Genomic DNA, 14766 nt, shown 5'->3' with positions numbered 1-14766 from the left:
GCTTGTAGACTTTGTCTACAAGCTGAAACAACCTCTACGTGAATAGAGGTTGTTTTTTTACGCTTTAATGATAATCGCCTGACTGCCCATCTGTTCCCAAGAATCTTCAAATTGATCACGGTCGACTTTTTGATTCTTTTCTCCATAGGGGTTATTCAAGTAGACATGCTCCCTGTCATAGCCTGTGATGACCACGCTATGCACATTAAAGCTTACATCTATTTGGCCATTTGGTGTATTCCAGGTTTCGATGTTATTGGTTTTGTCAAAGGTGGATGTCGTAATTACCCAAACAGGATAGCCTTTTTCAAGTGGTTGATAGATGGCTTTTTTGACAGGTTTTCCGGTTAAATCGACTACTTGGTCGCCCGCATATTTTTTCGCAAGCTGATAAATCGGTTCGTGGTAAACACCAAGACCCGGCCCATTCTCCATATCGCCTACAAACCCGTCATGAGGGTCTCCTTTTAAGCCATTTTCATAATTGAGCGGAACACGTTTGATTTCATTTGCCAATGCATTTTTCGTTACTTGCTCATAGCCGCTGTAATGAAGCAGCATTGCTAAACTCGTGACTTCGCATCCGTTATAAAGCCTTGGTGCATCCATTTGATTGTACAGAATGACGTCCATGGCTTTTTTGCTTCCTTTTAATGAATGATGTGTAGTTTCTGCTTTTTTCGTTGAACGAGTTTCTTCAGCCGCGAGTGCCGTATCGTTTTCTTTTGCTGCTTTTTGCGGAGAAGCTGTTTTCTTGACTTGATCGATTTGCGAAACGTATATAAAGCCGAAATAAACAAGACATGCGCACAACAAAGTTAAGATGAATGTCTGGATGAACTTCACTGTTTATCTCCTGTGTTATTCAATATTTTTAAGTATTATAGCACGTTCTTTCATCGAACATACAGAAAAGGTACAGGTGTCACTTGAATGTAATAATTCCAGAATATGTTGATGAAAATAGGGAGAAATAAAAATGATTGATTTAATCACTTTATTTTGTTAGCATATTATCATATTAGCGAACTAAAGGATTCGGAATTTTTTGTTTTAATGTGTTGGAGGTGCGGAAGAACATGTTTATGTTTGAGAAACCATATGGTATGCGGGATTCATTACCTGGATTGTATGAGACGAAGAAAAAAGTGAGACATTCTTTAACAGAGGTCATGACTGGTTGGGGTTTCCGTTTGATGGAGACACCAACGCTTGAATTTTACGATACAGTCGGTGTGCAATCGGCGATTACTGATACACAGCTTTTTAAGCTTCTTGATCAAAATGGGCAAACCCTTGTGCTGAGACCTGATATGACAGGTCCGATTGCAAGGGTGGCGGCTTCTAAGCTTCATGAACAGGCGTATCCGCTTCGTGTTGGGTATGCAGCAAATGTGTTCCGTGCTCAGGAAAGAGAAGGCGGAAGGCCGTCAGAATTTGAGCAGGTCGGAATTGAATTGATTGGTGATGGTTCAATTAGTGCAGATGCTGAAGTCATCGCGCTTGCCGTATTTGCCTTAAAAAATGCCGGGCTAAGGTCCTTCAAAATCGCGATCGGGCATGTCGCTTTAGCAGAGACGTTATTTGTTGATGTACTCGGAAATACAGAGCGTGCAAATGTCCTTCGCCGCTTCTTATATGAAAAGAATTATGTGGGATACCGTCAGCATGTGAAACAATTACCGCTTTCCTCCATCGATAAAACGAGGCTGTTACAGCTTTTAGAGTTAAGAGGCGGCCAAGAGGTTATAGAGCGGGCAGAGGAAATCGTCGTTTCACAAGAAGGAAAAGAGGTGCTCGCACAGTTAAAGGCGCTTTGGGAGACACTTGAAGATTACGGCTGTACAGAATATATCCGTTTAGATTTAAGCATGGTGAGTCATATGAGCTATTATACGGGTATTTTGTTTGAAGTATTTGCAGATCATGTTGGGTCGGTCATCGGAAGCGGCGGGAGATATGATCAATTGCTTGCTCACTTTGATGCACCTGCACCAGCTACAGGGTTCGGACTTCGACTAGACCGTCTTCTTGAAGCGCTCGATGCAAAAGAAATCAATGAGCCGCAGGAGGCTGTGATTTTTAGTAAAGAACAAAGACTGGAAGCCTTTGCTTTTGCAGAAAAGGAGCGGACAAAAGGGAAAAAGATCGTCCTGCAAGACTTAGCGGGGGTTGAAAATATTGACGCGATGACCAAGGCATTTGAACAGGTGACTTATTTTATCGGCGCTAGAAAGGAAGAGCGGAATGGGTAAAGTGTTGACGATGGCGATGCCGAAGGGCCGGATATTTGAAGAAGCAGCAGGGCTGTTAAGACAGGCGGGGTATCAGCTGCCAGAGGAATTCGAGGATTCAAGAAAATTAATCATTGATGTACCAGAAGAAAACCTCCGCTTTATTTTAGCCAAGCCAATGGATGTGACCACCTACGTAGAGCACGGTGTGGCGGATGTTGGCATTGCAGGGAAGGATGTCATGCTTGAAGAAGCTCGTGATGTGTACGAAGTGCTCGATTTAAACATCAGTAAATGTCATTTAGCTGTTGCTGGCTTGCCAGGAGCGAGCTGGGGCAGTGTCGCACCGCGTGTGGCAACAAAGTACCCAAATGTCGCATCGTCCTATTTTAGAGAGCAAGGGGAGCAGGTGGAGATCATTAAGCTGAATGGTTCCATTGAATTGGCACCGCTCATTGGGCTTGCCGATCGCATTGTAGACATTGTCTCTACAGGTCAAACATTAAAAGAAAATGGACTTGTGGAAACGGAACATATTTGTGATATCACGTCACGTTTTATTGTCAATCCTGTGAGCTACAGGATGAAGGATACGGTGATCGATGAAATGGCGCAGCGTCTTGCAAGAATCATTGGAGAAGGGGAGGAATCATCATGAACATCACCTGCATACAAGAAGGTGAGACAGATACTCTCTCACTCAAACGGTCTTTGGATACAGGAACAGAAGAGCAGCGTCAGGCTGTTCAGCGCATTATACAAGAAGTGAGAACAAATGGTGATGAAGCTGTACGGTCTTTTACAAAGCAATTTGACGGTGTGTTGATTGAAGATCCGCTTGTCACAGAGGATGAAATGGCAAAAGCCTGTGACCGCTTGGATAAAGAGATGGTTCAGATTATCCAAACGGCTATCAAGCATATTCGCACATACCACGAGCGTCAGCTGACATCCTCTTGGTTTTATCACCAAAAGGATGGTTCAATGCTTGGTCAAAAGGTGACACCGCTTGATGCGGTAGGTGTGTATGTCCCCGGTGGAACAGCTGCCTATCCATCATCTGTATTAATGAATGTGATCCCTGCGCTGGTCGCTGGCGTTGAACGAATCGTACTTGTGACACCCCCTGGAAAAGATGGCCGTCTCTCTGACGCTGTCTTGGCTGCGGCGAAGGAGCTTGGTATTTCTGAAATGTATAAAATGGGCGGTGCACAGGCGGTTGCGGCACTTGCCTATGGAACGGAAAGCATCAAGCCTGTTGATAAAATCACAGGTCCAGGCAACATTTATGTCGCGCTGGCAAAGCGGGAAGTATTTGGTCAGGTAGACATTGATATGATCGCAGGTCCAAGTGAAATTGCAGTTCTAGCAGACGAAACAGCAGTCGCACATGAGGTAGCGGCAGATTTACTTTCGCAGGCAGAGCATGATGCGCTGGCATCTAGTATTTTGGTAACACCGTCTAAGACACTTGCTGAAAGCGTGCAGACTGAAGTAAGAAAGCAGCTTGATACTTTGCCGAGAAAATCAATCGCAGCAAAATCTATACAAGATCATGGCCGTATTTACGTGACAGAATCGATCGATCGTGCAGTAGATGTCATCAATCAATTAGCACCAGAGCACTTAGAGGTGCTGACAGCATACCCAGAAGCACTTCTTGGTCAAATCAAGCATGCTGGCGCGATTTTCTTGGGGCGCTATAGTCCAGAGCCGGTGGGCGATTATTTTGCAGGGCCGAATCATGTGCTGCCGACAAACGGAACAGCTCGATTCTCCAGCCCGCTTGGAGTGACTGATTTTCAAAAGAAAACGAGCATTATTTCATATAGTCAAGAAGCCTTTGAAACACACCGGGAAAGCATTGCGGCTTTTGCCAGATTAGAAGGGCTTGAAGCACATGCAAGGTCGATTGAAGCGAGAAAGCGGGAGGAATCGTAATGAGACAGGCGAAAACAACGAGAAAAACAAATGAAACGAACATTTCATTAGCGCTAGAAATTGATGGAGAAGGAAAAGCGGATATTCAAACAGATGTCCCTTTCATGACGCACATGCTTGATTTATTTACGAAGCATGGACACTTTAATTTGACCGTCGATGCGAAAGGAGATACGGATGTTGATGATCACCACACAACAGAAGATATCGGCATTGTACTTGGGCAAATGTTTAAGGAAGCGTTAGGCGATAAAAAGGGAATTAAGCGGTATGGATCAAGCTTTGTTCCGATGGATGAAACACTTGCTCAGGTCGTGGTCGATTTAAGCAATCGTCCTCATTTGGAAATGAGAGCGGCCTTTCCGAGTCAAAAGGTTGGTACCTTTGATACAGAGCTAGTGCACGAGTTTCTGTGGAAATTTGCACTTGAAGCCCGGATCAACCTTCATGTCATTGTTCACTACGGAACCAATACACACCATATAATTGAAGCCATTTTTAAAGCGATGGCACGTGCCTTAGATGAAGCAACAACCATTGATCCACGTGTGAAAGGGATACCGTCAACAAAGGGGATGCTCTAATGATTGGAGTCATTGATTACGGAATGGGAAATTTGTTCAGCGTATCAAAAGCACTGGAACGAGCAGGTGCCCGCTATATCGTCTCCTCTGATGTGGAGGAGCTGAAAAAAGCAGATGCTTATATTTTGCCCGGAGTAGGTTCGTTTCGTGATGCAATGTTGCTGTTAAAAGAGACTGGACTTGAGGCGTTTATCCATCAAGTTGTGCAGGAAGGAAAGCTGTTATTCGGCATTTGCCTTGGCATGCAGCTGTTATTTGAAGAAAGCGAAGAGGCAGGCCGCACAAAAGGATTGGGGCTGTTAAAAGGGCGTGTCGTTCTTTTAAAGAATCGTGATCAGGACGGGCAAAGGCTGAAGGTACCTCATATGGGGTGGAATGAGCTCACATTTCATCAGCCCTCCCCATTGTTTGACGGTGTACCAGAAGGGTTTGCGTACTTTGTTCACTCGTATTATGTGAGCGATATGAATCCAGATGAGCAATTAGCAAGCGCGGATTATGGTGTTCAAGTACCAGCTGTTGTTGGCAAGGGGAATGTGCTTGGCGCACAGTTTCACCCTGAAAAAAGCAGTACAACGGGAATGGCGCTGCTCAAACAATTTATTCAATTAGCAAACGAACAGAGGGTGAGCAAATGAGTGAGTTTACATTATATCCAGCGATTGATATGAGAAATGGCAAATGTGTACGTCTTGTGCAAGGAGATTATGATCAAGAAACCATTTATGGAGATTCACCGCTCGACATGGCTGCGCAATTTGTGAAGGATGGAGCAGCATGGATTCATCTTGTGGATCTAGATGGTGCAAAAGCAGGGAAACGTGTCAATCATGAGCATGTGCTGGCGATTGCTTCTTCCTTAGATGTGAAGGTACAAATCGGCGGCGGTATTCGGACAGAAGAAGACGTTGCCTTTTATTTAAAGAGCGGCGTAGATAGAGTGATTCTCGGCAGCTCAGCTGTTTCGAACCCAGCCTTTGTGAAAAAAATGCTGGCGCAATATGGAGAGAAAATCGCAATTGGGATTGATGCGCGAAATGGCTTTGTATCGACTGAAGGGTGGCTTGAAACGTCTAAAGTAAAGGCAGAGGAACTCGGCAGGGAATTGGCAAAGGAAGGCGCAGAGGTCTTTATTTTCACCGATATTCAAATGGATGGCATGCTGTCTGGTCCCAATGTAGAAAGCACGGTTCGCTTAGCAGAAGCAACCGGCAAACAAGTGATTGCTTCAGGTGGTGTCAGCGCAGTAGCTGATCTTCAAAAGCTGTCAGCGCAAAAACAGTCTGGTGTGTCTGGTGCGATCGTTGGAAAGGCACTTTACACAAAGCAGTTTACTTTAACAGAAGCTTTTGAAGGGCTTGACCGTATATGATGACAAAACGAATCATCCCATGTCTTGATGTGAAGGAAGGGCGTGTTGTCAAAGGGGTGCAATTCCTTGGCTTAAAAGATGCTGGTGATCCGGTTGAATTGGCGCAGATCTATGATGAGGAGGGGGCGGATGAACTCGTCTTTCTTGATATTTCTGCTTCTCATGAAGGCAGGAAAACGATGGTGGATGTAGTCAAACAAGTCGCGTCTACGCTTGCGATACCATTTACGGTGGGAGGCGGGATTAACCACCTTGATGACATGAAGCGTATATTAAGAGCGGGTGCAGACAAAGTATCTGTCAACACAGCAGCTGTGTTAAGGCCGGAACTGATTTCAGAAGGTGCTGACTTTTTCGGCTCCCAGTGTATCGTTGTCGCAATTGATGCAAAATACGATGAAGAGAAAAAAGCATACATGGTCTATACACACGGAGGACGCCGTCAAACAGATTTAGAGGTCAGCGACTGGGCGAAGGAAGCTGTGCAGAGAGGGGCAGGAGAGATTTTGCTGACAAGTATGGATGCTGATGGTGAAAAGACAGGATTTGACCATCGATTGACAAAGCTTGTATCAGAGGCGGTCAATGTGCCAGTGATCGCTTCTGGCGGCGCTGGCAATGCTCAGCATATGCTCGAGGCCTTTACAAAAGGAGAAGCTGATGCAGCATTAGCAGCATCCATTTTCCATTATAAAGAAACCTCCATTCAAGAGGTGAAGACATATTTGAGAGAATACGGGGTGAAGGTCAGATGAAACAGGCAAATGAATTAACCTTTAATGAAGCGGGCCTGATTCCGGCGATTGTACAGGATGCTCAAAGTAAGGAAGTATTGACGCTTGCATATATGAATCAAGAATCCTATGAAAAAACGCTGGAGACAGGTGAAACATGGTTTTATAGCCGATCGAGAAACGAGCTTTGGCACAAAGGCGCCACCTCTGGACATACCCAGCAAGTGACTTCTATTCGATATGACTGTGACAAGGACGCCCTGCTTGTCCTTGTCGCGCCAAGCGGCCCAGCCTGCCATACTGGCAGCTATAGCTGTTTTTCGGAAGAAGGCGTGAAGCGCCAAAGCGAAGAGCAGGATCGTTTTGCGATTTTAAATGAACTTGAACAGGTCATTGCAAAGCGTCAAGCGGAAATGCCAGAAGGGGCTTATACAACCTATCTATTTGAAAAAGGGGTCGATAAAATTCTGAAAAAGGTAGGAGAAGAAGCGTCCGAGGTGATCATTGCAGCGAAAAATCGGGATCAAGAAGAATTGAAATGGGAAACTGCTGACCTCCTCTATCATCTCCTTGTATTATTACGCGAACAGCAATTGCCGCTTGATGAGGTATTAAAGGTATTAAAAAAACGTCATCAAGGTGGATGAAAAGCCGGGAGAGATCCCAGGCTTTTTATTTTTAAATGAAAAACAAATCCTTCCTTTCCTTTTGTTCTATGTGACGACTAGTGAAGTATGTTATACTACACACGGTACACTGTTCGAAATGGAGGGTATCGGTGAGTAAATACACTTCTCAAAATAAACACACACAAGTCGTCCAGCTATTTCAAGATGGGCATTACTTTTTTCATAAAGGTCTTAAAGCATATAGAGAAAGAAATCTGTCTAGGGCAAGTAAGCTGATACAGCGGGCCATCGTACTTGAGCCTGAAAATGTAGAAATGCTGTCACAGCTTGCCATTATTTATACTGAAATGGGTCATTACCAGCAATCAAACGAACTGCTTGATTTCATCCTTGAACACATCGATGAAAACATGTCTGAGTGCCACTATTTTAAAGCCAATAATTATGCGAATCTAGGACTGTTTCAAGAGGCATATAAATCAGCTACTGCTTATGCCGCGCTGGAAGAGAACGGGGAATTTGCGGATGAAAATGACGACCTTCTTGACCTGCTCGATATGAGCGACGAAGAGGACGAAGATTTTCCTTATGATCAGGATGACCTGATTGTGAAGCAGGATCAAGCAAACCATTTGCTAGAAAGCGGCAGACTTGATGAAGCCATTGAGATGCTGGAACAGATGATTGTTGAGTACCCAGAATTTTGGTCAGCGTATAATAATCTCGCTTTGGCCTATTTTTATTCTGGCCGAATCCACCAGGCGAAAGAAATGTTGAACCGGGTCCTTCATGAAAATCCCGGTAATCTGCATGCCCTTTGCAATCAGCTTGTCTTCTACCATTATGAAAAAGAAGAAGAAAAGGTCAACATGTTAGCGAAGCAATTAACGCACGTGTATCCAATACTAAGTGAACAGCGTTATAAGCTTGGTGCAACATTTGCCCTTGTGGGAGAATTTGAATGGGCCTTTAAATGGCTTTATTCTTTGTACAAAACAGGTTTTCAAGGAGATAGTACATTTTTATACTGGCTTGCAAGCGCAGCCTATCATACAGGCCGCAAGACGCTCGCCCAAACGGTTTGGGATAAGATGGTCGAAGAAGATATCGATGCAGATGAAATCAAGCCGTGGCAGGATAAACCTGAGGAGACTGAGCCAATGGTCTCGATTGAGGAACGGCTGACTGCGTACTATGTCAGTAAACAAAAAGGGGAACATGACATTCTGCAGGCTGTCCTTGATGCACGCGCAGCGAAAACGGCTTTTGAACAACAATTCATAGAACTGCTTTTGTATGAAGATGAAATGAAAGAAAAGTCTTTTTCAGAAGATGCAGTTTTTGCAAAACAGGCGGCATCCAGTCTGGAGGAAGCCGTTCAGCCTGACAGCCATATGCCTTATTTTTGGTTATTCCATATTATTCAGCAGGCACGTGCTTCTGGTATTGATAAGAAAAATGCGCCTGCCTGGGCAGCAGCATCTTATTATCTATGGATGAAAGAACAAGAAGAATCAGCTGTCAGCAAAAAAGACGTTGCGTCCGCTTTTCGGATCAGTGTTCAAACACTGTCTAAATACGAACGAGAGATCTGTACGTTAATCGATTAATAGGTAAATAGATTCAGAACATCCCAGCATGGCCGAAAAGGTCATGCTTTTTTCTTGGATAAAAAGGTGGGATTTGCAAGGAATTGGCGAAGTATGACAATCACGACATGTTTTTGAAACATAAATGTAATAAAAATATTAGCTCATTTTGTCGATGTCTCATGTATAATGAAACTCGTGGATAAAACAAAGATAGATATTTAAATATTTTACTATACATAATGAAACACCTAGTGATGGAAACAATCTGGTCAACATCTGACTGAACAATCAGGAAGAAAGACATAGAGAGCACAGATTGGTCGCAGAGAATTTGCTGCTTTCTAATGTCGCTTGGGAAATTGTTAAAGGAGGAACTATTCGTGAAAAAGTTTATTACTTTCGGTTTAGCTTCGGTGATCGGAGCGAGCGGTTTATTTATTCCATTTACGTATGAAGCAAACGCACAGAACTTTGAACAAAAGAAACAAGAACTAGACAGCAAGCAATCTGAGGTAAACAAGAATCTTCAAAAGAAAAAAGAAGAGCTTTCAAAGCTTGAAGCAAAACAAGAGGAACTTGCACAAAAGCTTAAAGATATTGATGAGAAAGCTTTAAAAACAAGTGATCAAATCGAAGAAAAACAAAAAGAAAATGAAAAAACAAAAAAAGAAATCAAAGCACTGAAGAAAGAAATTGCCGATACAGAAAAACGTATTGAAGATAGAAACAAATTCTTGAAAAAGCGCGTACGTGCCCTTCAAGAGAGCGGCGGTTCTACGAAATACATAGATGTATTACTAGGAGCAAAAAGCTTTAGTGATTTCATCAGCCGTGCAGGTGCAGTATCTACACTGATCAACGCAGACAGTGAAATCATTAAAGAGCAGGAAAAAGACAAAGCAGAACTTCAAAAGTCTGAAAACGAATTAAACACAAAGCTTGAAAATGTGCAAAACACACTTGCAAAGCTTGAAACGCTTCAATCAGACTTGAATAAACAGCTTGATGAAAAAGACAAGCTATTCAAGCAAGTGAAAAAGCAAAAAGGAAGTGCTTTTTCTGAAATCAGCGAGTTAAACAGTGAGGCTAACAGCATTGCATCTGAAAAAGACGCAACAATCGCTGCACAAAAACAAGCAGAGAAAGAAGCAAGAGAAGCAGCTCAAAAAGCAAAAGAAGAAAAAGCGCAAAGACAACAGCAGCAGCGTCAAGCTAGTGTTCAAGCGGAAGACAACAGCTCAAATAACGATAGCAGCCCGTCTTCAAGTAATAGTGGATCATCTTCTAATGACAACAATAACAGCAACAGCAGTGCACCAAGCAAGAAGCCATCTTCTGGCGGTGGATCACCTGTCAGCAGTAACGTAGGCGGAATTGAAGGTGCAATCAGCACAGGTTCTACGATTGTTGGACAATCTCCATATAAATGGGGCGGCGGCAGATCACAAGCCGATATTGACGCACGTCGTTTTGACTGTTCTTCATTCGTTCGCTGGGCATTTGCATCAGCAGGTATCAACCTTGGACCAGTTGGCGGTACAACAACAGATACGCTAGTAGGTAAAGGAAGAGCTGTAAGTGCATCTGACATGAAACGCGGAGACCTTGTGTTCTTTGATACGTATAAAGTAAATGGACACGTTGGTATTTACTTAGGAAATGGTACATTCTTGAACGATAACAGCTCTCGCGGTGTTTCAGTTGACTCAATGAACAACGTATACTGGAAAAAAGCTTTCAATGGCGTTGTAAGAAGAGTCGTTGAATAAATCATTACTTTTTATATAACCGTAAACAGGCTTCCTTAAACAGCAGTTTAAGGAAGCTTTTTCTTTTTTTGAAGATGTGAGCAAATGATTCGCTTATTCCCCGCAGATTTAATAGGATATGGGTAAGGAATAAAAGCTAACAGTGGAAATGATGCTCTCTGCCATGAATGGAAGCATCACCCAAGGGCATTCTAATAAGAAATGCGAGCAGCAATTGAAGAGGGAGTGACAGTTGTGTCAGAAGAAAAAATCTACGATACGATCATCATTGGAGCGGGTCCTGCCGGAATGACAGCCGCTGTTTATACATCACGGGGAAATCTTTCAACGTTAATGATTGAAAGAGGAATTCCAGGCGGACAAATGGCGAATACGGAAGATGTTGAGAACTATCCTGGTTTTGAAAGCATTTTAGGGCCGGAACTTTCAAATAAAATGTTTGAGCATGCGAAGAAATTCGGTGCAGAGTATGCATATGGCGATATTAAAGAAATCGTGAACGGTGAAGAGTACAAAATCGTCAAAGCCGGGTCAAAAGAATACAAAGGACGCTCTGTCATTATTGCGGCAGGGGCTGAATACAAAAAAATCGGTGCACCAGGTGAAAAAGAACTTGGCGGCCGCGGCGTATCATATTGTGCAGTATGTGACGGGGCATTCTTTAAAAACAAAGAGCTTGTCGTCATCGGCGGCGGTGACTCTGCGGTAGAAGAGGGTGTGTATCTCACACGCTTCGCTTCTAAAGTAACAATTATCCATAGACGCGATAAGCTTCGTGCACAAAGCATTTTACAAGCGCGTGCCTTTGATAATGAAAAAATTGACTTCAAGTGGAACAAAACCGTGAAACAGATCAATGAAGAAAATGGAAAAGTCGGCAGTGTGACATTGGTTGATACGGTGACTGGTGAAGAAGAAGACTTTAAAACAGACGGCGCCTTTATCTATATCGGCATGCTGCCACTGTCTAAACCATTTGAAAATCTCGGCATTACAAATAAAGAAGGCTACATCGAGACAAACGAAAGAATGGAAACAAGAGTGGAAGGTATTTTCGCCGCTGGTGACATTCGAGAAAAAACACTTCGTCAAATTGTGACAGCAACAGGTGACGGAAGTATTGCAGCACAAAGCGCACAGCATTATGTAGAAGAGCTTGCTGAAAAACTCAAAGCAGCGAAATAAAAGGCTGTCGTAAATCCTTAATATAGCGTCATGGGCTTTTAACTGGAATGTAACACGGGTGAAATAATTTTCCGTTATGATAAAACTAGTAATTGACCCCCTTTTATAAGGAATACATGTTTGGCACGGATGTGAATCCGTGTCCTTTTTTTTGCCTGAAATCAGAAATTCACGAGATGTTCACAAATGACGCATGGAGAACCGTTAGATGCTGTAAAATAAAGAGTAGAGAAATTGCCCTTGACCTCATTCAAACGAAAACCGGTCTGTTTTCGGGGAAGAACGGGCATGTTCATTGTGGGAGTCAGGTTGAACCTGTATAATAAGTTAAAGACATAAAAGAGTAGGTGACAGTTGATGCAACGAGTAACCAATTGTGTGCTGCATCACGAAGATCAAGTTCTCTTGCTGCAAAAGCCAAGACGGGGCTGGTGGGTAGCACCGGGCGGCAAAATGGAAAGCGGAGAATCGGTCAAGGATTCAGTCGTTCGAGAATATAGAGAAGAAACAGGTATTTATATTTTAAATCCGCAGCTGAAAGGTGTTTTTACCTTTATCATAAAAGAAGGCGATCAAATCGTTCAAGAATGGATGATGTTCACCTTTATGGCAGATTCATTTACCGGAAAAAATGTAACAGAGTCAGAGGAAGGCATTTTAAAATGGCATGATGTAAAGGATGTGCCTCATTTGCCGATGGCCCCAGGAGATTCCCATATTCTTGATTTCATGCTTAAAGGAAAAGGACTTCTGCACGGCACTTTTACGTATACACCCGACTTTGAGCTGATTGCTTATCGGTTAGATCCTCAGGGAGAATAATACATGAACCGTTTTCATAAAGAAGGAGAGGAAGCAGGCATGAATACACACAAACAAGAAGATATTCAGCTTGTGATTATTACAGGAATGTCAGGTGCGGGGAAAACCGTCGCCATTCAAAGCTTTGAAGATTTAGGCTACTTTTGTGTTGATAACCTGCCGCCATCACTTTTACCGAAGTTCTTAGAGCTCATGAAGGAATCGAATTCCAAGATGAGCAAGGTCGCTCTTGTGATGGATTTGCGCGGACGCGAATTTTTTGACAGCTTAATTGCCGCGTTAGATGAAATGAGTGATCTTGACTGGATCACCCCAAGAATTCTATTTTTAGATGCAAATGATAAGGTACTTGTCTCAAGATACAAAGAAACGAGACGTTCGCATCCTCTTGCGACAACAGGTTTGCCGCTTGAAGGAATTGCAATGGAGCGCGAGCTGTTAGAGGAGTTAAAAGGCCGGTCTCAAATGATTTTTGATACATCGGATTTAAAACCAAAACAGCTGCGAGAAAAAATTGTCACACACTTTGCCACGAATCAAGGACAGGTGTTTACAGTAAACGTGATGTCCTTTGGCTTTAAATACGGTCTGCCGATTGATGCTGATCTTGTCTTTGACGTAAGATTCCTGCCGAATCCTTACTATATTGAGAGCATGCGTCCACAGACTGGAAACGATGAAGAAGTGCGCTCCTATGTGATGAAATGGAGTGAAACACAAAAATTCACGGAGAAATTAATCGATCTCCTCAGCTTTATGCTTCCGTCCTATAAACGAGAAGGAAAAAGCCAGCTTGTGATTGCCATCGGCTGTACAGGCGGACAGCATCGATCTGTGACACTGGCCAACTATTTATCGGAGTATTTTAAAAACGATTACTATACACATGTCACTCACCGGGACATTGAAAAGAGAAGCAGAAAATAGATGACGACACTACCAAAGGTGGTCATTCTTGGCGGCGGCACTGGCTTATCTGTTTTGCTCAGAGGGCTTAAAACGAAGCCGGTGGACATTACCGCTATAGTAACGGTTGCTGACGACGGAGGCAGCTCAGGCAGACTGCGGCATGATTTGAATATTCCCCCTCCAGGTGATATTCGAAATGTCCTTGCGGCTCTCTCTGATGTTGAACCGCTTGTAGAAGATTTATTTCAGCACCGTTTTAACAAAGGGAATGACTTAACAGGCCACTCACTCGGCAACCTCATTCTTGCGGCCATGACAAATATAACCGGTGATTTTTTTCATGCCGTCACTGAAATGAGCAAGGTTTTAAATGTGAGAGGAAAAGTATTGCCAGCAGCGAACTCAAGTGTTGTTCTTCATGCGGAATTAGAAAATGGGCAAATGGTGACAGGAGAATCGAAAATTCCTACCTATGGTAAGCGAATTAAACGAGTGTTCCTCACACCCGATACGATTGAACCGCTGCCAGAATCCATTCAAGTCATTCGTGAGGCGGATTTAATCGTCATTGGGCCTGGCAGCCTGTATACGAGTATTTTGCCAAACTTGCTTGTCCCGCATATTGGAGAAGAAGTGATTCGCTCTAAGGCGAAAAAAGTGTATATATGCAATGTCATGACGCAGCCGGGGGAAACGCTTTCCTACAGTGCAGCTGATCATGTGCAGGCATTAAATGATCATATGGATCGTCCATTTATCGATACGATTTTTGTGAACAATAAAGAAATTCCAGAAGAAATCAAAGCAAAATATGCAGAAGAACAGGCACAGCCTGTCCAATTCGACACAGATGCACTAAAAGCAATGGGACTAGAAGTGATTCCTGGAGAAATCATTACATATGACCAGCATGTCATTCGTCATGACACGCTGAAAGTAGCCTCGCTGCTTGTCGATCTGCTGCAACAGAAAAAATAGGAATGGGGGTGGCAAGG

At 43.3% G+C, this 14766-nt stretch carries 15 protein-coding genes; 14 read left to right on the top strand and 1 reads right to left on the bottom strand.

Translation table 11 applies throughout. The features are described from left to right. Positions 1–57: 57 nt before the first annotated feature. Positions 58–846: a C39 family peptidase gene (locus M1D81_RS16480; protein WP_456266326.1), complete on the bottom strand. Its 789-nt coding sequence runs from the start codon at positions 844–846 to the stop codon at positions 58–60. A gap of 233 nt (positions 847–1079) precedes the next feature. Between M1D81_RS16480 and M1D81_RS16475 the strand changes: the two genes are divergently transcribed. The 14 genes from M1D81_RS16475 to M1D81_RS16410 all read left to right on the top strand — a co-directional run bounded on the left by M1D81_RS16475 (position 1080) and on the right by M1D81_RS16410 (position 14749). Further along, a complete protein-coding gene (locus M1D81_RS16475) occupies positions 1080–2255 on the top strand; it encodes an ATP phosphoribosyltransferase regulatory subunit (RefSeq protein WP_456266327.1) in 1176 nt (391 codons plus the stop codon). Further along, on the top strand, positions 2248–2892 hold the full coding sequence (gene hisG / locus M1D81_RS16470) for an ATP phosphoribosyltransferase (protein ID WP_456266328.1): 645 nt from the start codon (positions 2248–2250) through the stop codon (positions 2890–2892). Before M1D81_RS16475 ends, hisG begins: the two co-directional genes overlap by 8 nt. After that, on the top strand, positions 2889–4175 hold the full coding sequence (gene hisD, locus M1D81_RS16465) for a histidinol dehydrogenase (RefSeq protein ID WP_456266329.1): 1287 nt from the start codon (positions 2889–2891) through the stop codon (positions 4173–4175). Before hisG ends, hisD begins: the two co-directional genes overlap by 4 nt. Then, entirely contained in the window at positions 4175–4759 is a 585-nt protein-coding gene (gene hisB / locus M1D81_RS16460) for an imidazoleglycerol-phosphate dehydratase HisB (protein WP_087978125.1), read from the top strand. The genes hisD and hisB overlap by 1 nt, the downstream gene beginning before the upstream one ends. Next, complete coding sequence (hisH, locus tag M1D81_RS16455) at positions 4759–5397, top strand: imidazole glycerol phosphate synthase subunit HisH (protein WP_456266330.1); 639 nt, start codon at positions 4759–4761, stop codon at positions 5395–5397. Before hisB ends, hisH begins: the two co-directional genes overlap by 1 nt. Continuing rightward, the gene (gene hisA / locus M1D81_RS16450) at positions 5394–6131 is read left to right on the top strand and encodes a 1-(5-phosphoribosyl)-5-[(5-phosphoribosylamino)methylideneamino]imidazole-4-carboxamide isomerase (protein WP_456266331.1); all 738 of its coding nucleotides are present in this window, start codon (positions 5394–5396) and stop codon (positions 6129–6131) included. The genes hisH and hisA overlap by 4 nt, the downstream gene beginning before the upstream one ends. Then, positions 6128–6886, top strand: coding sequence for an imidazole glycerol phosphate synthase subunit HisF (gene hisF / locus M1D81_RS16445; RefSeq protein WP_024423557.1), 759 nt, complete (start codon positions 6128–6130; stop codon positions 6884–6886). Before hisA ends, hisF begins: the two co-directional genes overlap by 4 nt. Next, positions 6883–7512, top strand: coding sequence for a bifunctional phosphoribosyl-AMP cyclohydrolase/phosphoribosyl-ATP diphosphatase HisIE (hisIE, locus tag M1D81_RS16440; protein ID WP_456266332.1), 630 nt, complete (start codon positions 6883–6885; stop codon positions 7510–7512). The genes hisF and hisIE overlap by 4 nt, the downstream gene beginning before the upstream one ends. 131 nt (positions 7513–7643) lie before the next feature. After that, positions 7644–9104: a tetratricopeptide repeat protein gene (locus M1D81_RS16435; protein WP_456266333.1), complete on the top strand. Its 1461-nt coding sequence runs from the start codon at positions 7644–7646 to the stop codon at positions 9102–9104. Between the two features lie 362 nt (positions 9105–9466). Continuing rightward, positions 9467–10855: a C40 family peptidase gene (locus tag M1D81_RS16430; protein WP_456266334.1), complete on the top strand. Its 1389-nt coding sequence runs from the start codon at positions 9467–9469 to the stop codon at positions 10853–10855. A 234-nt stretch (positions 10856–11089) separates the two neighbouring features. Next, entirely contained in the window at positions 11090–12040 is a 951-nt protein-coding gene (gene trxB / locus M1D81_RS16425; RefSeq protein WP_456266335.1) for a thioredoxin-disulfide reductase, read from the top strand. Positions 12041–12397: 357 nt separating this feature from the next. Beyond that, the gene (locus M1D81_RS16420; protein WP_024423553.1) at positions 12398–12862 is read left to right on the top strand and encodes an 8-oxo-dGTP diphosphatase; all 465 of its coding nucleotides are present in this window, start codon (positions 12398–12400) and stop codon (positions 12860–12862) included. A gap of 39 nt (positions 12863–12901) precedes the next feature. Beyond that, positions 12902–13789 (top strand): RNase adapter RapZ, encoded by an 888-nt coding sequence (gene rapZ / locus M1D81_RS16415; RefSeq protein ID WP_039183329.1) that lies wholly within the window; start codon positions 12902–12904, stop codon positions 13787–13789. After that, positions 13790–14749 (top strand): gluconeogenesis factor YvcK family protein, encoded by a 960-nt coding sequence (locus M1D81_RS16410; protein ID WP_024427676.1) that lies wholly within the window; start codon positions 13790–13792, stop codon positions 14747–14749. The last annotated feature ends 17 nt before the right edge of the window (positions 14750–14766 follow it).

The organism is Bacillus sp. JZ105 (assembly GCF_053903125.1).
Note: the sequence above shows the minus strand (reverse complement) of the source record. Positions and strands in the feature narration are given on the sequence as shown.

Excerpts from the sequence above, each read along its gene's own strand:
- M1D81_RS16475 (WP_456266327.1), top strand. The coding sequence starts at position 1,080 with ATGTTTATGTTTGAGAAACCATATGGTATGCGGGATTCATTACCTGGA.
- hisG (WP_456266328.1), top strand. The coding sequence starts at position 2,248 with ATGGGTAAAGTGTTGACGATGGCGATGCCGAAGGGCCGGATATTTGAA.
- hisD (WP_456266329.1), top strand. The coding sequence starts at position 2,889 with ATGAACATCACCTGCATACAAGAAGGTGAGACAGATACTCTCTCACTC.
- hisB (WP_087978125.1), top strand. The coding sequence starts at position 4,175 with ATGAGACAGGCGAAAACAACGAGAAAAACAAATGAAACGAACATTTCA.
- hisH (WP_456266330.1), top strand. The coding sequence starts at position 4,759 with ATGATTGGAGTCATTGATTACGGAATGGGAAATTTGTTCAGCGTATCA.
- hisA (WP_456266331.1), top strand. The coding sequence starts at position 5,394 with ATGAGTGAGTTTACATTATATCCAGCGATTGATATGAGAAATGGCAAA.
- hisF (WP_024423557.1), top strand. The coding sequence starts at position 6,128 with ATGATGACAAAACGAATCATCCCATGTCTTGATGTGAAGGAAGGGCGT.
- hisIE (WP_456266332.1), top strand. The coding sequence starts at position 6,883 with ATGAAACAGGCAAATGAATTAACCTTTAATGAAGCGGGCCTGATTCCG.
- M1D81_RS16420 (WP_024423553.1), top strand. The coding sequence starts at position 12,398 with ATGCAACGAGTAACCAATTGTGTGCTGCATCACGAAGATCAAGTTCTC.
- rapZ (WP_039183329.1), top strand. The coding sequence starts at position 12,902 with ATGAATACACACAAACAAGAAGATATTCAGCTTGTGATTATTACAGGA.
- M1D81_RS16410 (WP_024427676.1), top strand. The coding sequence starts at position 13,790 with ATGACGACACTACCAAAGGTGGTCATTCTTGGCGGCGGCACTGGCTTA.